The sequence below is a fragment of the Fulvimonas sp. R45 genome, from assembly GCF_030504985.1.
GTDB lineage: Bacteria > Pseudomonadota > Gammaproteobacteria > Xanthomonadales > Rhodanobacteraceae > Rhodanobacter_A.
This window is the reverse complement of the sequence record NZ_JASERU010000008.1, coordinates 73,922-93,143: the sequence shown is the minus strand read 5'-3', so window position 1 is coordinate 93,143 and position 19,222 is coordinate 73,922. Positions and strand designations below refer to the sequence as shown.

Below are 19,222 nucleotides of genomic sequence, written 5' to 3'. Positions count from 1 at the left end.
CGCCCGCCTCACTTGAAGATGTCCTTGTTCTTGGCGTAGCTCTGCGCCTGCTGGCGCGTCACCAGGCTGCGCTTGACCAGGTCCTGCAGGTTCTGGTCGAGCGTCTGCATGCCGTACTGCTGGCCGGTCTGGATCGAGGAGTACATCTGCGCCACCTTGTCCTCGCGGATCAGGTTGCGGATGGCGGGAATGCCGACCATGATCTCGTGCGCCGCGATGCGGCCGCCGCCGACCTTCTTCAGCAGCGACTGCGAGATCACCGCGCGCAGGGATTCCGACAGCATCGAGCGCACCATCGGCTTCTCGCCGGCGGGGAACACGTCGATGATGCGGTCAATGGTCTTGGCCGCCGACGAGGTGTGCAGGGTGCCGAACACCAGGTGGCCGGTCTCCGCGGCGGTCAGCGCCAGGCGGATCGTCTCCAGGTCGCGCAGCTCGCCGACCAGGACGTAGTCCGGATCCTCGCGCAGCGCCGAGCGCAGCGCCTCGTTGAAGCCGTGCGTGTCGCGGTGCACCTCGCGCTGGTTGACCAGGCACTTCTGCGAGGTGTGCACGAATTCGATCGGGTCCTCGATGGTGAGGATGTGACCGTATTCGGTCTTGTTGATGTGGTCGACCATCGCCGCCAGCGTGGTGGACTTGCCCGAGCCGGTCGGCCCGGTCACCAGGATCAGGCCCTGCGGCTGCTCGATCAGCTCGCGGAACACCTTGGGGCAGCCCAGGTCCTCCAGCGTCAGCACCTCGGACGGAATGGTGCGGAACACCGCGCCGGCGCCGCGGTTCTGGTTGAACGCGTTGACGCGGAAGCGCGCCAGGCCGGGGATCTCGAACGAGAAGTCGGTCTCGAGGAACTCCTCGTAGTCGCGCCGCTGCTTGTCCGACATGATGTCGTAGATCAGCGCGTGCACCTGCTTGTGCTCCAGCGCCGGGATGTTGATGCGCCGCACGTCGCCGTCCACGCGGATCATCGGCGGCAGGCCGGCGGACAGGTGCAGGTCCGAGGCCTTGTTCTTCACCGAAAAGGCGAGCAGTTCGGCAATGTCCATCTGAAATCCCCCTGGAGCCGGTCGGCTGACGTCGAGCGCTGCCCGTGCGGCGGAGGGGTGGCCGGCGGCGCTGGCGCCGTGCGGTCCGGGCCCCCGTTCCCGATGCAGCGTGCCGATACTACCCGCCGCGCGGGGCGGGCGACCAGCCTTCCCGGCACGCTGGCGCAAAGCGCCCCCGGGGTTTGAGCATCGCGTCACCAAACCGCGCACGCGCCGGCTCGGTTAAGGTATGCGCCTGGCTTTTTCGAGGACGCGGGAAATGACACGCATCGCCTTCATCGGTGGCGGCAACATGGCGCGCAGCCTGATCGGCGGCCTGCTCCGCCACGGCACCGCGGCGGCCTCGCTGCGCGCGGCCGAGCCGCAGGCCGCGGCGCGCGAGGCGCTGGGCCGCGACTTCGGCATCGCCACCTTCGCCGACAACGCGCTGGCCGCCGCCGAGGCCGAGGTGGTGGTGCTGGCGGTGAAGCCGCAGGTGATGCCGGCGATCCGCGAGGGCCTGCGCGATGCCCTGCAGCGCCACCGCCCGCTGCTGGTCTCGATCGCCGCCGGCGTGCGGCTGGACCAGCTCGAACGCTGGTTCGGCGCGCTGCCGATCGTGCGCTGCATGCCCAACACCCCGGCGCTGATCGGCGCCGGCGCCACCGGTCTGGTCGCCAACGCGCGGGTCAGCCCGCCGCAGCGGGCGCAGGCACAGCACATCCTCGACGCCGCCGGGCTCACCCGCTGGATCGACGACGAGGCGCTGATGGACACCGTCACCGCGCTGTCCGGCTCCGGCCCGGCCTATTTCTTCGCCCTGGTCGAGGCGCTGGAGGACGCCGCCGCGGCGCAGGGTCTGCCGCGCGACACCGCCCGCGCGCTGGCGGTGCAGACCTGCCTGGGCGCCGGCCGCATGCTGGCCGAGAGCGGCGAGGCGCCGGGCGAGCTGCGCCGCCGCGTCACCTCGCCCAACGGCACCACCCAGGCCGCGCTGGAAAGCTTCGCCGCCGACGACCTGCCGCGCATCGTGGCCCGCGCCGTGGCCGCCGCCACCCGCCGCGGCGGGGAACTCGCCGCCGCCCTCGACGGTCAGGAACGGCCATGACCTACCTGCTCAACGCCCTTGCCCTGCTGCTGCAGCTGGTGTTCGATGCCGCCGTGGTGCTGTTCGTGCTGCGCCTGGCCGCCGAGGCCAGCCGCGCCGACTTCCACAACCCGCTCAGCCAGTTCGTCTACCGCAGCACCAACCCGGTGCTGGCGCCGGTCCGCCGCGTGCTGCCCAACTGGCGGCGCATCAACCTGGCCGCCGTGCTGGTGGCCTGGCTGCTGATGCTGCTGAAGCGGCTGGTGCTGTTCGCCCTGTCCGGCTTCCTGCCGGCGCTGCCCGGCCTGCTGCTGGTGGCGCTGGCCGACCTGCTGGACTTCGTGCTGCTGTTCTACCTGGTGCTGGTGTTCGGCTGGTCGCTGCTGAGCATGCTCGCCGTGGACCGCTACCACCCCGCGCTGCGCCTCACCGGCAGCATCGTCGAGCCGCTGCTGCGTCCGCTGCGCGGCCGGCTCACCCTCGGCATGGTCGATTTCTCGCCCACCGTGGCCATCATCGCCCTGCTGCTGGCGCGTATCCTGGTGGCGCAACCGCTGCTGGACGCCGGCATGCGGCTGGCGACCGGCGGCTGACCGCCACCCGACCTTGGTCGGCTTGCCCCTGCCGCGAGCCCCGCGCCACCATGGCCGGGGCAACCGCACGGGGATCGGCATGAACACCGCACACGAAGGTCGGATGGCGCGCGCCGCGCTGCGCTGCGCGGCCTGGTCGGAACGCTGGTTCCCGGACGCCTGGGTGTTCGCCGCGCTGGGCGTGGTGATCGTGGCGGTGGCCGCGCTGGCCTTCGGCAGCACGCCGGCAGCGACGGTGAATGCGTTTGGCGACGGTTTCTGGAGCCTGATCCCGTTCACCATGCAGATGGCCTTCGTGGTGATCGGCGGCTACGTGGTGGCCACCGCGCCGGTGGTGGCGCGCTTCATCGACCTGCTGGCGCGGGTGCCCAGGAGCGGCCGCGGCGCGGTCTGCTACGTGGCGCTGGTCAGCATGCTGGCCTCGCTGCTGTCGTGGGGCTTCTCGCTGGTGTTCGGCGGCCTGCTGGTGCGGGCGCTGGCGCGGCGCGCGGACCTGCGCATGGACTACCGCGCCGCCGGCGCCGCGGCCTACCTCGGGCTGGGCGCGGTGTGGGCGATGGGCCTGTCCTCGTCGGCGGCGCAGTTGCAGGCCAATCCGGCCAGCATGCCGCCGGGCCTGCTGGCGATCACCGGCGTGCTGCCCTTCGGCCAGACCATCTTCCTGTGGCAGTCGCTGCTGCTTACTGCCTGCCTGATCGTGGCCTCGCTGGTGGTGTGCTGGCTCACCGCGCCGTCGGAGCGCAACGCGCGCACTGCGCAGGACTTCGGCGTCGCCGAGGCCGACGCGGCACCGGCGCTGCCGCCGCGCACGCGTCCCGGCGAATGGCTGGAATACAGCCCGCTGCTGTCGGTGCTGGTCGGCCTGCTGGGCCTGGGCTGGCTGGGCTACGAATTCGCCCGCAAGCCGGCGGTGACGGCCATCGCCAACCTCAACACCTACAACTTCCTGTTCCTCACCGTGGGCCTGCTGCTGCACTGGCGGCCGCGCAGCTTCCTGGACGCGGTGGCGCGCGCGGTGCCCAGCACCACCGGCGTGCTGATCCAGTTCCCGCTGTACGGCGGCATCGCCGCCCTGCTCACCCATGCCCAGGGCCACGGCGGCGCCACGCTGGCGCATCGCCTGTCGCAGCTGTTCGTGCACGTGGCCAACGCCGACACCTTCCCGCTGCTGATGGGCGCCTACTCGTCCATCCTCGGCTTCTTCGTGCCCTCCGGCGGCGGCAAGTGGCTGGTGGAGGCGCCCTACGTGATGCAGGCGGCGAACGACCTGCACGTGCACCTGGGCTGGGCGGTGCAGGTGTACAACGCCGCCGAGGCGCTGCCCAACCTGGTCAACCCGTTCTGGATGCTGCCGCTGCTGGGCGTGCTGGGCCTGAAGGCGCGCGACGTGGTGGGCTACACCTTCATGCAGCTGGTGGTGCACGTGCCGCTGGTGCTGGGCCTGCTATGGCTGCTGGGGCTGACGCTTCAATACGTTCCGCCCGTCATGCCCTGAGCTTGCCGCAGGCGCGCTATCGCCCCCCGCGAAAGCCGGGCAGTCGCCACCGGGATCCGCAGGCAGGGCATCCATCCAGGCCAGCAAGGGCGTGAACAGCCGATCGGTGCGCATCGGCAAGGTGAGGTGCCCTTCGCCGGGAACCTCCACGAAGCGCGCCCGGGGCGAGCGCCGTGCCAGGTCGCGCAAGGCGGCCGGCGGGATCAGCGTGTCATGCCCTCCACCCAGCACCAGGGTGCAGGCGGATGCGTCCGCCAGGGCTGCGCCCGGATCGATCCGCGCCAGGTCCACGCCCAATGCACGACCGGCACGCGCGACCGCCTTGTCGAGCTCGCGCCGGCTGATCCAGCGGGCCAGCCAGCGGTGGCCGAACAGGCCGCTGGCCGGCGCCCGGTGGATCGCGTCCACGGCATCGGCATACGGCTCCAGCGCGATCACGCCGCGTACCTGCAGCTGCGGCGCGGCGAACAAGGCCACCGTGGCGCCATAGGAAGCCCCCAGCAGGTACCACGGCCGGGGCAGGCGATGCGCGGCTTCGAGGTGATGCACCAGGTCGACGATGTCCCCCGCCTCGCGTGGTCCGTAGCCCACCGGGGCGTCGTCCGAACGCCCCTGGCTGCGCAGGTCGGGCATCGCCACCACGTAGCCCGCCCCGGCGAACGCCAGCCCCCAGCCCGCCATGGCGCTGCCCTCGGCGCCCCACGGATGCAGCAGCACGATGCTGCCGCGCGCCGGCAGCGGCGCCGCAGCCGCCTGCGCCTTGAAGTGGAAGGTGACGTGGAACGCCACGTGTCCGCCTTCACGCCGCTCCGAAGCCACCTGCGTCACGCCGTAATCGCGCGGCTGGCCGTACCAGTAGGCGATGCGCACGCCTTGCCGCGTCCGCATGGCGTCGTAGCGGAAACCCGCCTCTTCGAGCATCTGCCGGAAGGGCGCCAGCGACTTCTGGCTGGAGCGCCCCGGATGCTCGATCTGCCGCGCCACGAAGCCCACGCACCCGGAGAGCGCCAGCATCGCCGCGGCTGCGCATGGCACGCTCCACCATCTTCCCTGATGCATCCGCCCTCCTGCGATGCCGGATGCGGCGATCATAGCGCCCGCGCCACCGGCATCCACGGCGCTGCCGCACACTGCATGACGCCCCTCTCCCGGCGGGAGAGGGGCGCGAAGCTCAAAGCTCGCGCAAGGCCGTGGTCACCGGCATCCGCGCCGCGCGCACGGCGGGGAACAGGCCGCCGGCGAAGCCGATCGCCAGCGCCCATTTCAGGCCGGTCCAGATCAGCGCGGGGGCGACCTTGAACTGGAACATCACGTCGGTGAGGCCGTTCAGGGTCGAGGCGGTGTAGCCGTCGAACACCAGCCACACCACCAGCGCGCCGAGCAGGCCGCCGAGCAGCGCCAGCAGCATCGTCTCCAGCATCACCGACACCACCACCGGGCCGCCGCGGAAGCCGATCGCGCGCAGCGTGGCGATCTCGCGCGAGCGCGCGGCGACGGCGGCGAACATGCAGTTGAGCGCGCCGAACACCGCGCCGATCGCCATGATCACGCCCACGGTCAGGCCGACCACGCGGATCATCTTGGCCAGCCCCTCGGACTGCCTGGCGAAGAACGCGCGCGTGGTGTCGGCTTCCACCTTCAGCTTGGGATCGGAGGCCAGCGCCGCCTTGAACGCCGCGAACGCGCCGGCACCGGTCAGCTTCACCAGCACCGACTCGGCGCTGTTGCCGCGGCGGTAGGCGGAGGCCACTTCCTGGCGGTCGGCCCACAGCTCGGAGTCGTAGGCGTCGCCGGAAGCGAACACGCCGACCACCTTCCAGGTCTGCATGCCCAGCTTCACCTCGTCGCCCACGTCGAGCCCGGCGAACTCGCGTTGCGCGCCCTGGCCCACCACCAGTTCGTTGAGGCCCGGCTTGAACTTGCGTCCCGCGACGATCTTCAGCGTGGGGCGCAGCGCCCAGGCGGTGTCGTCCAGGCCGCGCAACTGCGCGTTGGCGTCGTCGTCCGAGCCTTTCTTGCGCAGGTTGGCGGCCACCACCAGTTCGGCCGAGACCTGCGGCTTGCCGGCGGCGTCGCGCGCGATGCCCGGCGCCTGCTCGATCGCGTCCACGTCGTTGCGGGTGAGCACCGATTGGGACTCGGAGACCGAGCCGCCGCGCAGCACGATCGCGGTGTCGTCGCGGCCGCCGCTCTGCAGCGTGGCCTGGAAGCCCTGCCCCATCGCCAGCAGCGCCACCAGCACGCCGACCACGCCGGCAATGCCGATCACGATCACCGACGACGAGCCCAGCCGCTGGCGCAGCGTGCCGACGCCCACCGCGGTCACCGAGCCCGCCTGGCGGCCGCCGCGGGTGAGCGCCATCCACAGCGCCAACGCCACGGCCAGCGCCACGGCGCCGATCCAGGGCAACACCGTCCACGCCACCAGCGCCACCACGACGAGCAGCAGCAGCCCGAGGTTGATCAGGAATTTCTTCATGGTTCGCTCCTCAACGGCCGCTCAGGGCATCGACGATGTTCAGGCGCATCGCGCGCCACGCGGGCGGCAGGCCCACCACCACGCCGATCAGCACCATCAGCAGCACGCCGGACAGCCAGGTGCTGCCGGCCACCGCATGCACCGGCATCATGCCGCCGCTGGCGGCACCGAGGCCCGGCACGATCAGGGTGACCAGCGCCAACCCGATCGCGCCGCCGAGCACCAGCATCAGCACGCCTTCGGCCAGCACCATCGCCAGCACGCTGGCGCTGGAGAAGCCGATCGTCTTGAGCACCGCCAGTTCCGACGTGCGCTCGCGCACCGCCTGCATCATGGTGTTGCCGGTGAGCAGCAGCAGGGTGAAGAACACCGCGCCCATGATCGAGGTGACGATCAGGCCGATGTTCACCAGCTGCTTGATGAAGGACGCCTGGAACGCCTGCTCGGTCTGCGCCCTGGTCTCGTGGTCGGAGTTGGCCGAGATGGCGTCGATCGACCTGGCCACCGCGTCGGCGTGCGCCGGGTCGGCCACCTTCACCACGTACCAGTGCACCGTGCCGGAGCCGAAGGCGTTGTTCTCGTCGAAGTACTTCCAGTGGAACATCATCATCTGCTCCCGCCCGGCCTGGCGCGGGTCCCTGGCGTGGAAGATGCCCACGATGTCGAAGGTCCAGGTGCTGCTGCCGCTGGACCTGGACGGGAAGATGGTGGACTGCAGCGGGATCTTGTCGCCGATCTTCCAGCCGAAGCGCCTGGCCAGCGCCGCGCCGACCACGGCGCCGGCGCGCGTCTTGTCCCATGTCGCGCGCTGGTCGGCCGGCAGGCTCAGCTCGGGATACAGGTCGAAGTAGTCCGGGCTCACCGCGAAGCTGATGACCTGGTTCTTCGGGTCCTGGTAGACGCCGCCGAACCAGTTCGCCGACGCCACCGCCGCCACTCCCGGCACCGAGGCGATGCGCGCGCCCAGGCTTTCCGGCAGCGGCTGCTGCATCGACATCTTGGAGTTGACGATCAGCCGCCCCGCGCCGGCCACGCTGTCGCCCGCGGTGAAGGCCAGGCGCACCGAATCGAGCAGGCCGAACAGCACGAACGCGGCCACGATCGACACCAGGGTGAGGAAGGTGCGCGACTTGCGCCGGAACAGCGCGGCCCAGATGAGGTGGAAATATTTCATGGCGTCGCCTCCTCCACTTTTCCTTCTCCCTTCCGGGGAGAAGGTGGCCCGAAGGGTCGGATGAGGGGCGGGTGCTCGCGGCGAGGTTGCCCAAGGCGGGCCTTCACCCAACCTCGCCGCGAGGGTGTCCCCTCACCCCAGCCCTCTCCCCGAAGGGGAGAGGGAGTGGTTGAGAGAGTTGCGGTGCACGCGTTCATGCCGCCACCTGCCCGGCCAGCGTGCCCTTGTCCAGGTGCAGGGTGTGGTTGGCATACTCCGCCGCCTTGGGGTCGTGGGTGACCATCACGATGGTCTTGCCGTGCTCGCGGTTGAGTGTGCGCAACAGGCCGAGCACGTCTTCGGCGGACTGGCGGTCGAGGTCGCCGGTGGGCTCGTCGCAGACCAGCAGGGTGGGATCGGAAACGATCGCGCGGGCGATCGCCACGCGCTGCTGCTGGCCGCCGGAGAGTTCGCTTGGCTTGTGCGAGGCACGCTCGGCCAGGCCCACCAGCTGCAGCGCGATGGCGGCGTTCTTCCTGCGCTGCGCGCCGGAGAGCCGGGTCAGCAGCAGCGGCAGTTCCACGTTCTTCTGCGCGCTCAGCATCGGCATCAGGTTGTAGAACTGGAACACGAAGCCGACATTGGCCGCGCGCCACTTCGCCAGCGCGCCGCCGCCGAGCTGGTCGATGCGCGAACCGGCCACGCGGATGCTGCCGCCGGTGGGCGAGTCGAGGCCGCCGATCAGGTTGAGCAGGGTGGTCTTGCCCGAGCCGGACGGCCCCATCAGCGCGAGGAAGTCGCCCTCGGCGATGTCGAGGTCGATGTGGTGCAGCACCTCGACCTTCTGCCTGCCGCGTTCGTAGACCTTGGAGAGGTCGCGGATTTCGATCAACGTGTCCATGCCGGCACTCCTGGTGATTGTCTTGCGGATCGAGGCGCGCCGCCTCAGGGCTTGTCGGTTTCCACCCGCACGCGCGAGCCGTCGCGCAGCGCGGGCGGCGGCGACAGCACCACAGCGTCGCCCGGCTGCACCGCGTCCGGCAGCAGCTTCAGTTCGCCGTAGTCGCGCGCCGCCGGCTGCACTGCGCGCTGCCGGACCGTGCCGTCCGCCACCACGAACACCACGCTGCGGCCGTCGCGCCGCACGATCGCCTTCGCCGGCACCAGCACGCCCCGGGGCGCCTGCGCCGCCTGCGGCTTTGCTTCCAGGAAGGACACGCGCACGCCCATGTCGGGCACGATGCGCGGGTCCTTCCGCTCCAGCGCCACGCGCACCTTCACCGTGGCCTTGCCGCGGTCGGCGGCCGGCACGATGGCGATGACGTGGGCGGGGATCTTCCAGTCCGGGTAGGCGTCGAGCACCGCCTCGGCGGGCATGCGGGGCTGCACGCGGCCGATATAGGCCTCGTTGACGTCCACGTCCACTTCCAGCGAGTCCATGTCGACGATGGTGCCCACGCCGGTGCGGGTGAAGCCGCCGCCGGCGGAGAGCGGCGAGATGATCTCGCCCACCTGGGCGTCCTTGGTGGTGATCACGCCGCTGAACGGGGCGCGCACCACGCAGTAGTCGAAGTTGACCTGGGCCTGCGCCACCTGGGCCTCGGCCGCGGCCACCTGCTTCTGCTGGGCGGCGAGCTGGGCGCGCGTGCTGTCGACCAGGGTGCGCGCCTGCTCGGCCACCTGCTTCGCCACCAGGCCGCGCGCGGCCAGCGATTGCTGCCGGGCGGCGTCGCGCTGGTCCTGCACCAGTTGCGCCCGGTACTGCGCCACCAGCGCGTGGGCGGCGGCGGCCTGGGCCTTCGCCGCGTCCAGCGCGGCCTTCCACGCGCTGTCGTCCAGCCGGGCCAGCACCTGGCCCTTCGTCACGTGGTCGCCTTCCTCGATCAGCACGGCGGTGAGGGTGCCGGTGATCTGGGCCGACACCGTGGCCTGGCGCCGCGCGGTGACGTAGCCGGTGGCCTGCAGCACCGCGCCGGCGCCGGGGTCGGAGGCCGGCGACACCGCGGTGGCGGTCCGCACCGCGATTGCGCGATGGCCGGCCATCCACCAGAAGCCGGCGCCGGCCAGCGCCAGCAGCAGCACCAGTGCACCCGCGATCCATGGCCAGCGGGACGGGCCGCGGCCATGATCCTCGCGCTGGTGCTTCTCGATGCGCAATGCCTTCAACAGCTCGGCGTGGCTCACCGTCGTCCCCCGGGGTTCCATGATGCGGGTACCGTAGCGAGGCGGGCCGGGCGCGGCCATGGGCGGTTATCAATCGCCGGCGGTGACAGCTGTCACCTGCGCGACTGCCCATGCGATTGGCTATGCCGAAGGACGCGGCATTGGTTATTGCCGCTTCGCCGGCATCCAGACATCCTGATGAACGCGCGGACCGTTCCGTGCCCACAGGGAGCACCGCCCATGACGAAATGGCCGCTTTTCTGCGCCGCAGCACTGGCCATCGGCGCCGGCGCCGTTCCATCCACCGCGGCGCGGGCCGCCGATGCCGCACCGAAGCGGTATTGCGACGCGCCCGTGTACCACCAGCTCGACTACTGGCTGGGCGACTGGGATACCTACCGCGTGGACGCCTCGGGCACGGTGCCGCCCGGTGCGAAGCCGGTGGCGCGCAACCGGATCGACCGCATCCTGGACGGCTGCGTGCTGCACGAGGTGTACCGGCGCACGGACGGCTACACCGGCGAGAGCTTCACCATCTACGACGCCACCCGCCACGTCTGGCACCAGAGCTGGGTGACCAACCAGGACGAGCTGCTGCTGGCCGACGGCGTGAAGCACGGCGACGGCATCGCGCTGACCGGCGCCACCCGCGACGCGCAGGGCGCGCAGTTGCTGCGGGTGACCTGGACACCGCAGGGCCGCGACCTGCGCGAGACCGCGGTGCAATCGCGCGACGGCGGCAGGACCTGGGCGCCGCTGTTCGATATCCTGTTCCGCCCGCACCCGCACTGAACGCGGCCAGCCGCTAGACTGGGCACATGGACTACGCCATCGATCCCCCGCCCCTGCCCAGCCTGCCGGTCGTCGGCAGCGCGTTGCGCTTCCCGGTGCGCCGCATCTTCTGCATCGGCCGCAACTACGCCGACCACGCGAAGGAAATGGGCGCCCAGGTCGACCACGCCGCGCCGATGTTCTTCTGCAAGCCCGCCGACGCGGTGGTGACCGACGGCGCCGACCTGCCCTACCCCTCCGCCACCGCCGACCTGCACCACGAGGTGGAGATGGTGGTGGCGCTGAAGGCCGGTGGCCGCGACATCCCGCCCGCGCAGGCGCTGGACAAGGTGTTCGGCTACGGCGTGGGCCTGGACCTCACCCGCCGCGACCTGCAGGCGCAGGCCAAGGCCAAGGGCCACCCCTGGGACGTGGCCAAGGCCTTCGACCATTCCGCGCCGGTCTCGGCGCTGCGCCCCGCCGCCGATGCCGCACCCGGACCGGACACGGAGCTGCGCCTGGCAGTGAACGGCGAACCGCGCCAGCACGGGCGGCTGGGCGACATGGTGCACGACGTGCCCGCGATCATCGCCGCGCTGTCCACCCTGTTCGAGCTGAAGCCCGGCGACCTGATCTTCACCGGCACGCCCGCCGGCGTGGCGGCGCTGCGCCGCGGCGACCGCTTCCACGCCGAACTGGCCGGCATCGCCACGCTGGACGGCCGCGTCGCCTGAGCGCCTTTATCGGACGATTCCTAGCCGGCAAACCCTGTGCCGTGCCGGCCCGCTGCGCTAAAGTCCCCCCGCCATCCGGCAGCAATCGGGGAGTAGAACGATGGGCATGATGAAGGAATTCAAGGAATTCGCAATGCGCGGCAACGTGCTCGACATGGCGGTGGGCATCGTCATCGGCGGCGCGTTCGGCAAGATCGTCACCTCGCTGGTGAACGACGTGATCATGCCGCCGATCGGCCTGATCACCGGCGGCATCGATTTCTCCAAGATGAAATGGGTGCTCAAGCCCGCCGACGACAGCGACCCCAAGCACAAGATCGCCGAAGTGGCGATCAGCTACGGCACCTTCGTCAATACCATCATCACCTTCGTCATCGTCGCCTTCGCGATCTTCCTGCTGATCAAGGCGATCAACCGCGTCCACAAGAAGGAAGAAGCCGCGCCCGCCGCGCCGCCGGCCGACGTGCAGCTGCTCACCGAGATCCGCGACCTGCTGAAGAACAGGCCCTGACGATCGCGCTCGCTCTAGCTCCGCCTCCTCTCCCCTCTGGGGAGAGGACCGAGGTGAGGGGCGGGTGCTTGCGGAAGCGCTGATCCAAAGCACGCTTCATGGGCTGAGCTTTCACAAGACTGCCCCTCACCCCAGCCCCCCAAGGGGAGAGGTAGAAAAGCGGGCATAATCGCGGCTCCATCCCGCTTTCGGAGCCGTCCATGCGCCGCCCCGCCCTCACCCTGCTCGCCGCCGGCCTGTTGCTGGCCAGCGGCCTCGCCAGCGCCGCCGACACCGTCATCCCCGCCGCGGCCGTCGGGACCGCCGAACAGCTGCGCGACAAGGCGCTGCACGACGACACCGCCTGGCAGGTGCTGGCCTCGCTCACCACCGAGGTGGGCCCGCGCCTCGCCGGCAGCGATGCCGACCAGCGTGCCCGCGACTGGGCGGTGGCGAAGTTCAAGGCGCTGGGCTTCGACAAGGTCTACACCGAGCCGGTCACCTATCCGAAATGGGTGCGCCGGCACGAGAGCGGCGCCATCGTGGCGCCGTTCCCGCAACACCTGGTGCTCACCGCGCTCGGCTATTCGCCGGGTACGCCGAAGGGCGGCCTCACCGCGCAGGTGGTGGGCTTCGACAGCCTTGCCGCGCTGAAGGCCGCCGACCCGGCCACGATCAAGGGAAGGATCGTCTACGTGGGCTTCCGCATGCAGCGCCACCAGGACGGCCACGACTACGGCATGGGCTCGATGGTGCGCGTGGCCGGCCCGGTGATCGCCGCGGCCAAGGGCGCCGCCGGCTACCTGCTGCGCTCGGCCGGCACCGACGCGCACCAGCGCATCGCCCACACCGGCGTCACCGGCTTCAAGCCGGGCGACAAGACGGCCATCCCCGCCGCCGCGCTGTCCAACCCCGACGCCGACCAGCTCGAGCGCGTGCTGGCCTACGGCAAGCCGGTGACGGTGAAGCTGGACCTCGATTGCGGCTTCGACGGCGAGTACACCGGCGCCAACGTGATCGGCGAGATCACCGGCAAGAAATATCCCGACCAGGTGGTCGCCATCGGCGGCCACCTCGACTCCTGGGACCCAGGCACCGGCGCGATCGACGACGGCGCCGGCATCGCCATCTCGATGGCCGCCGCCAAGCTGATCCACGACCTGCCGCAGCGCCCCGACCGCACCATCCGCGTGATCGCCTTCGCCAACGAGGAGATGGGCCTGTGGGGCGCGCGCGCCTACGCGGAACGGCACGCGAAGGACGTGGCGGACTTCATGCTCGGCACCGACTCCGACCTCGGCGCCGGCAAGGTGTGGCGGATGAGCGCCAGCGTGAAGCCCTCAGCGCGCCACGCCATCGAACAGATCGCCGCAGTGCTGAAGCCGCTGGGCGTGGCCTACGACGCGCAACGTCCCGGCGGCGGCGGTTCCGACCTCGGCTCCATGCACGCCAGGGGCATGGCCGCGCTCACCCTGAGCCAGGACGCCACGCACTATTTCGACTGGCACCACACCAGCAACGACACGCTGGACAAGGTCGACCCGAAGGAACTGGCGCAGAACGTGGCGGCGTATGCGGCGTGGACGTACATGGCCGCCGAGGCCGACGGCGACTTCGGCTCCGCGCCGGGCGCGTTCAAGGGCGACGGCGCGGAGGAGTGAGCTCCGCGCGGCGATAGTAGCCGCCGCCCGCCAGCACCTTCGGCACGCAGAAGGTCGCGTCGGTCGAGGCGATCGCCACCGGCACCGGCACGGTCCGTTCCACGCCGCCCGCCGCGGCGCAGTCCGTGTCCGGCGGCAGGCGGTAGTGGATGATCCGCACGGTGTACTGCGGGCAGACGTCCGAACAGGGGAACTCGGCCACCACTGGCACGCCGTGGTGGCGTCCGAGTTCCACCGTCCGCCCCATCATCGCGCGCGGGTCGAACGACTGGGCGGCGTAGGCCTTGAGCGCCGCGTCGTCCAGCGGCCCGGAGGCCTGCGCACGGGCAATGCCGCCCGCAGCGGCCAGAACGGCGAGCATCGCCGGAAACGCGCTGCGGATGCAGGCCATGGCGCTCTCCTTGGGTTGCCGGCCAACCTACTCCAGGACCGTCCCCGGGGCGAGCCCGGTCAGGCTGCCGCGGTCTTGGCCTTGCGGCCGAAGCGCCGCTGCAGCCGGTCCATGTACAGGTAGATCACCGGCGTCAGGTACAGGGTGAGCACCTGCGACACCACCAGGCCGCCGACCACCGCCAGGCCCAGCGGGCGCCGCGACGAGGCGCCCGCGCCCATGCCCAGCGCGATCGGCAAGGTGCCGGCGAAGGCCGCCATGGTGGTCATCATGATCGGGCGGAAGCGCACATGGCAGGCCTCGACGATGGCCTCGGCCGGCGACATGCCCTCCACCCGCTGCCGCTCCAGCGCGAAGTCGATCAGCATGATCGCGTTCTTCTTCACGATGCCGATCAGCATCACGATGCCCACGAAGGAGAACAGGTCCAGCGGCGCGTGGAAGATCATCAGCGTGAGCAGTGCGCCCACGCCCGCCGCCGGCAGGCCGGAAAGGATGGTCAGCGGGTGGATGAAGCTCTCGTAGAGGATGCCCAGCACCAGGTAGATCACGAACAGCGCCAGCGCCAGCAGCATGCCCATGCCCTGCATCGACTGCTGGAACGCCTGCGCCGTGCCCTGCACGCTGCCGGTGATGGAGGCGGGCAGGTCGAGTTTCCGCATCGCGCCGTCGATCTCGTCCACCGCCTGGCTCAGGCTCACGCCCGGCGCCAGGTTGAACGAGATGGTCACCGCCGGCAGCTCGCCCTGGTGGTTCACCGTGAGCGGCTGCGCCTTGCGCCGGAAGCTGGCCACGGTACTGAGCGGCACCAGCTGGCCGGTGTTCGAGGTGACGTACAGCTGCGACAGCACCGACGGATCGTCCTGCAGCCTGTAGGGCACCTGCAGGATCACCCAGTACTGCGTGGCCGAACCGTAGATGGTGGACACCTGGCCCTCGCCGAAGGCGGTGCCCAGCGCGCTCTGCACCTGGCGCATGGTCAGCCCCAGCGGCGCCAGCTTGTCGCGTTCCACCTTCACCGCGATGGCCGGGCCGTTGAGGTCGAGGTCGCTGGTCACGTCCTGGAAGCCGGGCAATTTGGCGAACGCGGCCAGCACCTTGCCGGACTCGTCGTACAGCGCCTGCAGGTCGGTGGACTGCAAGGTGTACTGGTATTCCGCCTTGGACGCCCGCCCGCCCACCTGGATCGCCGGCGGGTTGCTGATGTAGGCGCGGATGCCCGGCACCGCGGCGAACTTCGCCCGCAGTTCCTGGATGATCTGGTCGGGGCCGAGCCTGCGCTGGTCCGCCGGTTTCAGGCGCAGGAACAGCGAGCCGTTGTTGGTGGTGGCGCGCGAGCCGCCCGAGCCCACCGAGGACATGTAGCTGGCGATGTTCGGGTCCTTCGCCACGATCCCGGCCAGCCGCTGCTGGCGCTGCTTCATCGCGCTGATCGAGATGTCGTCGGGGCCTTCCACGTTGACGTGCAGCTGGCCGGTGTCGCCGGCGGGGATGAAGTCCTTGTCCACCACCACGAACAGCACCGCGGTGGCAACCAGGCTGGCGAAGAACACGCCCAGCACGGCGCGCGGATGCGCCACCGCCCAGGCCAGCGAACCGTTGTAGCCGTCGCGCACGCGGTTGAAGCCGGCGTCGAACCACAGCGCCACGCGCGACTTGTGCTCGTGCTCGGCATGCTTCACGAAGCGGCTGCACAGCATCGGCGTGAGCGTGATCGAGACGAAGCCGGAGATCAGGATCGCGGTCGAGATCACCACCGCGAACTCGTGGAACAGCCGGCCCACGATGCCGCCCATGAACATCACCGGCAGGAACACCGCCACCAGCGACAGCGTCATCGAGAAGATGGTGAAGCCGATCTCGCCGGAGCCCTTGATCGAGGCCTCGTACGGGTCCATGCCGGCCTCGACGTGGCGCACAATGTTCTCCAGCATCACGATCGCGTCGTCCACCACGAAGCCGACCACCAGGGTCAGCGCCAGCAGCGAGAGGTTGTCGAGGCTGTAGCCCAGTGCGTACATCACGCCGAAGGTGCCGATCACCGATACCGGCAGCGCCAGCGCGGGGATCAGCGTGGCCGAGGCGTTGCCCAGGAACAGGTAGATCACCAGCACCACCAGCACGCCGGCCAGCAGCAGGGTGAACTGCACGTCGTCCACCGAGGCGCGGATCGATTCCGAGCGGTCGTACAGCGTCTGCAGCCTGATCGACGGCGGCAGCGTGGCCTCGAACTGCGGCAGCACCGCGCGGATGCGGTCGATCGTGGCCACGGTGTTGGAACCGGGCTGGCGGTCGATCGCCAGCACCACCGCGCGCTTGCCGTTGAACCAGCTGGCCACCTGGTCGTTCTGCACGCCGTCCTCGGCATGGCCGAGCTGCGACAACCGCACCGGCGCGCCGTTGCGATATGCCACGATCAGGTCGTTGTACGGTGCCGCCTTCTTCAACTGGCCGTCCGCGCTCACCTGCAGCAGCTGCCGGCTGCCGTTGAGCGACCCGGTGGCCAGGTTGACATTGGCATCCGCGATCGCCTGCTGCACGGTGTCGATGCCGATGCCGTTGGCCGCCAGCCTGGCGGGGTCGACGCTGATGCGCACGGCGTACTTCTGCGAGCCGAACACGCTCACCTGCGCCACGCCGCTGATCATCGACAGCTCCTGCGCCAGCTGCGTCTCGCCGTATTCGTCCACGGTGGACAGCGGCAGCGTGTCGGAGCTGAGCGTGAGGTAGAGGATCGCCTTGTCCGCCGGGTTCACCTTGCGGAAGGTGGGCGGCGTGGGCATGTTGGTCGGCAGCTGGCGCTGCGCCGCCGAGATCGCCGCCTGCACGTCCTGCGCCGCACCGTCGATGTTGCGGCTGAGGTCGAAGGTCAGCGTGATCGAGGTCGAGCCCAGCGCGCTGGTCGAGGTCATCTGGCTGATGCCGGCGATGGTGGAGAACTGGTTCTCCAGCGGCGTCGCCACCGCGGTGGCCATGGTCTCCGGCGAGGCGCCGGGCAGGCTCGCGCTGACCGAGATGGTGGGGAAGTCCACGTTCGGCAATTCGTTCACCGGCAGGTGCGGGTACGCGGCCACGCCGAACACGATCAGCGCGATCATCAGCAGCGCCGTCATCACCGGCCGGCGGATGCACAGGGCAGGAAGGTTCAAGAGAGACACCCTCCCAACAAGCCGCACGGCTTCCGGTTACGGCATGGCCCGACAGGCGAACCCGCCCGGCCCGTTCGCTCCCTCTCCTCCCCGGGGAGAGGGTTGGAGAGAGAGGCCAACCCCGCGGAAAGCCAAGCCAACCTCGCGGCGAACAGGGCCAATCCCGCCTCGCCCCCCATCATCCCTTCACCACCTTCACCCGCGTCCCGTTGGTCAGCAGCATCTGGCCGTCGGTGACCACCTGCTCGCCGCCGTCCAGGCCCTTGCTGATCACCAGCCGGCCGCCGCTGCCCTGGCCCGTCGCCACCATGCGCTGTTGCACGCGGCCGTCCGCGCCGACCACGAACACGAAGCTGCCGTCGGGCGAGTTCTGCAGCGCCTCCACCGGCACCGTCACCACGTTGGCCAGGCGGGTGGTGGGCAGGCTCACCTGCACGAACTGGCCGGGCGTCAGCCGGTCGTCGGCGTTCGGGTATTCCGCCTTCAGCTGGATCGTGCCGGTGCTGGTGTCCACCGCGTTGTTGATGAAGTCCAGCGTGGCGGCGAGCGGCGCGCCCTTCGCGCCCGGCACGGAGACGCCCACCGCCACCTTGCCGCGCGCGTAGGCGGCCCTCACGCCATCCAGCGCGGACTCGGGCACGGCAAAGGTGAGGTAGATCGGCCGCACCTGGTTGAGCACCACCAGGTCGGTGCTGTTGGCGCTCACCTGCGCGCCGGGATAGACCAGCGGCGCGCCGGCGATGCTGTCCACCGGCGCGACGATCCGCGCATAGCCCAGCTGGGTCTGCGCCATCTCCACCGCCGCCTTGTCGGCCTTCACCGAGGCGGCGTAGACGCCCACGTTGGCCTTGTAGTTGTCGTAGTCGGTCTTCGACACGTAGCCCTTGGCCAGCAGCGGCGTGTAGCGCACCAGCACGGCCTGCGCGTTGGTCAGCTGCGCCTGGTCCTTCGCCAGTTCGCCGCGGGCCTGGTCGAGCTGCGCCTGCAGCAGGCTGGGATCGATCCGGGCGATCGCCTGGCCCGCCTTCACCCGTCCGCCGGGGACGAACGCCAGCGACTGCAGCTGGCCGTTCACCCGCGACTGGACGGTCACGGTGGAATACGCCTCGGCACGGCCGATCACCTTCAGCGCCAGGTCGAGGTCGCCACGCGTGGCCAGCGCCACCTTCACCGGCACCTCGGCGGGCGCCCTGGCCGCATGCGCCTTTTCGTGGCTGCCTTTCCAGCCGCGCAGGGCCACGCCTACGATGGCCAGCGCCACCACGGCCAGCAGGATCTTTTTCCAGGAATTGCGCTGCATGTTTTCTCCAGCCACGAGGCGCCGACACCACGACTGCACCTCTGATGCAGCAATGCCAAGCCCGAAAACGCGAACGTCGGGGACGTGCTCCGCAGCTAACGCGCGTGGACGCGATCAGTTGACGCCGGAATCCCATTCTGCGGCCATCGGCGGGCCTTCCCGGACGATACCAATGGCACATGACACGCGGCATGCGCCATGCAGCATGCCGCGTACGGCCGTCTAGCCGGCCGGATCGACAGGCTCGTCGGAGCCGTCCAGCGCCTGCAGGTTTTCCTTGATCCGCGTCAGCACCGCGATCATCTGCGCCATCTCGTCGTGGTCGATGCCGGTGGTGGCGTCGCGTCGCAGGCCGCGCGCGATGCGTTCCATGTCGTCGACCACCTCGTGCGCCTGCTCGGTGGCGTACAGGCGCCAGGCGCGGCGGTCCTTCGGGTCGGGCCGGCGTTCCACGAAGCCGGCGGACTGCAGGCGGTCGATCACGCGGCCCACCGCGATCGGCTCCATCTCCAGGAATTCGGCCAGCTCGGTCTGGCGCAGGCCGGGACGGTGGTACAACATCTTGGTGGCGCGCCACTGCGCCCGGGTCAGGCCGAACTTCACCGCGCGGCGGTCGAAGTGCTTGCGGAACAGCAACGTCACGTCGCTCAGCAGATAGCCGAAGGAAATGTCTTCCGTTTTCGCCATGTCGTACCGCAACCTCCACCGTTTGCCCGCCAAGCATAAGGCCT

17 protein-coding genes are annotated in these 19,222 nt (G+C 70.2%); 7 read left to right on the top strand and 10 right to left on the bottom strand.

Going from position 1 to position 19,222, the window contains the following annotated elements; genetic code table 11:
- Positions 1–8: 8 nt before the first annotated feature.
- Positions 9–1,046: a type IV pilus twitching motility protein PilT gene (locus QMK61_RS09710; RefSeq protein ID WP_302072001.1), complete on the bottom strand. Its 1,038-nt coding sequence runs from the start codon at positions 1,044–1,046 to the stop codon at positions 9–11.
- Positions 1,047–1,305: 259 nt separating this feature from the next.
- On the opposite strand from QMK61_RS09710, the gene proC reads away from it, so the two are divergent.
- From proC to QMK61_RS09695, 3 genes are all read left to right on the top strand, one after another.
- Positions 1,306–2,133 carry a pyrroline-5-carboxylate reductase gene (gene proC / locus QMK61_RS09705; protein WP_302072000.1) on the top strand — a complete coding sequence of 276 codons (828 nt, stop codon included), beginning with the start codon at positions 1,306–1,308 and terminating at the stop codon, positions 2,131–2,133.
- Entirely contained in the window at positions 2,130–2,705 is a 576-nt protein-coding gene (locus tag QMK61_RS09700; protein WP_302071999.1) for a YggT family protein, read from the top strand. The genes proC and QMK61_RS09700 overlap by 4 nt, the downstream gene beginning before the upstream one ends.
- Positions 2,706–2,808: 103 nt before the next feature.
- Complete coding sequence (locus QMK61_RS09695; protein WP_302072056.1) at positions 2,809–4,200, top strand: TIGR00366 family protein; 1,392 nt, start codon at positions 2,809–2,811, stop codon at positions 4,198–4,200.
- On the opposite strand, the gene QMK61_RS09690 is transcribed toward QMK61_RS09695, so the two are convergent.
- The 5 genes from QMK61_RS09690 to QMK61_RS09670 form a co-directional block, all read right to left on the bottom strand.
- Entirely contained in the window at positions 4,150–5,235 is a 1,086-nt protein-coding gene (locus tag QMK61_RS09690; protein WP_302071998.1) for an alpha/beta hydrolase, read from the bottom strand. The two genes, QMK61_RS09695 and QMK61_RS09690, sit on opposite strands and share 51 nt — an antisense overlap.
- A 136-nt stretch (positions 5,236–5,371) precedes the next feature.
- Positions 5,372–6,679, bottom strand: coding sequence for an ABC transporter permease (locus tag QMK61_RS09685; RefSeq protein WP_302071997.1), 1,308 nt, complete (start codon positions 6,677–6,679; stop codon positions 5,372–5,374).
- Between the two features lie 10 nt (positions 6,680–6,689).
- On the bottom strand, positions 6,690–7,853 hold the full coding sequence (locus QMK61_RS09680) for an ABC transporter permease (protein ID WP_302071996.1): 1,164 nt from the start codon (positions 7,851–7,853) through the stop codon (positions 6,690–6,692).
- Between the two features lie 193 nt (positions 7,854–8,046).
- Positions 8,047–8,733 carry an ABC transporter ATP-binding protein gene (locus QMK61_RS09675; RefSeq protein ID WP_302071995.1) on the bottom strand — a complete coding sequence of 229 codons (687 nt, stop codon included), beginning with the start codon at positions 8,731–8,733 and terminating at the stop codon, positions 8,047–8,049.
- A gap of 44 nt (positions 8,734–8,777) precedes the next feature.
- On the bottom strand, positions 8,778–10,037 hold the full coding sequence (locus QMK61_RS09670) for an efflux RND transporter periplasmic adaptor subunit (RefSeq protein WP_302071994.1): 1,260 nt from the start codon (positions 10,035–10,037) through the stop codon (positions 8,778–8,780).
- Positions 10,038–10,235: 198 nt separating this feature from the next.
- Here QMK61_RS09670 and QMK61_RS09665 point away from each other — a divergent pair, with 198 nt between their 5' ends.
- The 4 genes from QMK61_RS09665 (at position 10,236) to QMK61_RS09650 (ending at position 13,651) form a co-directional block, all read left to right on the top strand.
- Positions 10,236–10,787 (top strand): hypothetical protein, encoded by a 552-nt coding sequence (locus QMK61_RS09665; protein ID WP_302071993.1) that lies wholly within the window; start codon positions 10,236–10,238, stop codon positions 10,785–10,787.
- Between the two features lie 26 nt (positions 10,788–10,813).
- Positions 10,814–11,500 carry a fumarylacetoacetate hydrolase family protein gene (locus tag QMK61_RS09660; RefSeq protein ID WP_302071992.1) on the top strand — a complete coding sequence of 229 codons (687 nt, stop codon included), beginning with the start codon at positions 10,814–10,816 and terminating at the stop codon, positions 11,498–11,500.
- Between the two features lie 100 nt (positions 11,501–11,600).
- Positions 11,601–12,011, top strand: coding sequence for a large-conductance mechanosensitive channel protein MscL (gene mscL / locus QMK61_RS09655; RefSeq protein WP_302071991.1), 411 nt, complete (start codon positions 11,601–11,603; stop codon positions 12,009–12,011).
- Between the two features lie 200 nt (positions 12,012–12,211).
- Entirely contained in the window at positions 12,212–13,651 is a 1,440-nt protein-coding gene (locus QMK61_RS09650; protein ID WP_302071990.1) for a M20/M25/M40 family metallo-hydrolase, read from the top strand.
- Here the strand turns inward: QMK61_RS09650 and QMK61_RS09645 are convergent.
- The 4 genes from QMK61_RS09645 to QMK61_RS09630 all read right to left on the bottom strand — a co-directional run bounded on the left by QMK61_RS09645 (position 13,626) and on the right by QMK61_RS09630 (position 19,178).
- Positions 13,626–14,042, bottom strand: a complete 417-nt coding sequence (locus QMK61_RS09645) for a hypothetical protein (RefSeq protein WP_302071989.1) — start codon at positions 14,040–14,042, stop codon at positions 13,626–13,628. The two genes, QMK61_RS09650 and QMK61_RS09645, sit on opposite strands and share 26 nt — an antisense overlap.
- A gap of 59 nt (positions 14,043–14,101) precedes the next feature.
- On the bottom strand, positions 14,102–17,191 hold the full coding sequence (locus QMK61_RS09640) for an efflux RND transporter permease subunit (RefSeq protein WP_302071988.1): 3,090 nt from the start codon (positions 17,189–17,191) through the stop codon (positions 14,102–14,104).
- 178 nt (positions 17,192–17,369) lie between these two features.
- Positions 17,370–18,491: an efflux RND transporter periplasmic adaptor subunit gene (locus QMK61_RS09635; protein ID WP_302071987.1), complete on the bottom strand. Its 1,122-nt coding sequence runs from the start codon at positions 18,489–18,491 to the stop codon at positions 17,370–17,372.
- A 222-nt stretch (positions 18,492–18,713) separates the two neighbouring features.
- Positions 18,714–19,178 carry a MarR family transcriptional regulator gene (locus QMK61_RS09630; protein WP_302071986.1) on the bottom strand — a complete coding sequence of 155 codons (465 nt, stop codon included), beginning with the start codon at positions 19,176–19,178 and terminating at the stop codon, positions 18,714–18,716.
- Positions 19,179–19,222 lie beyond the last annotated feature (44 nt).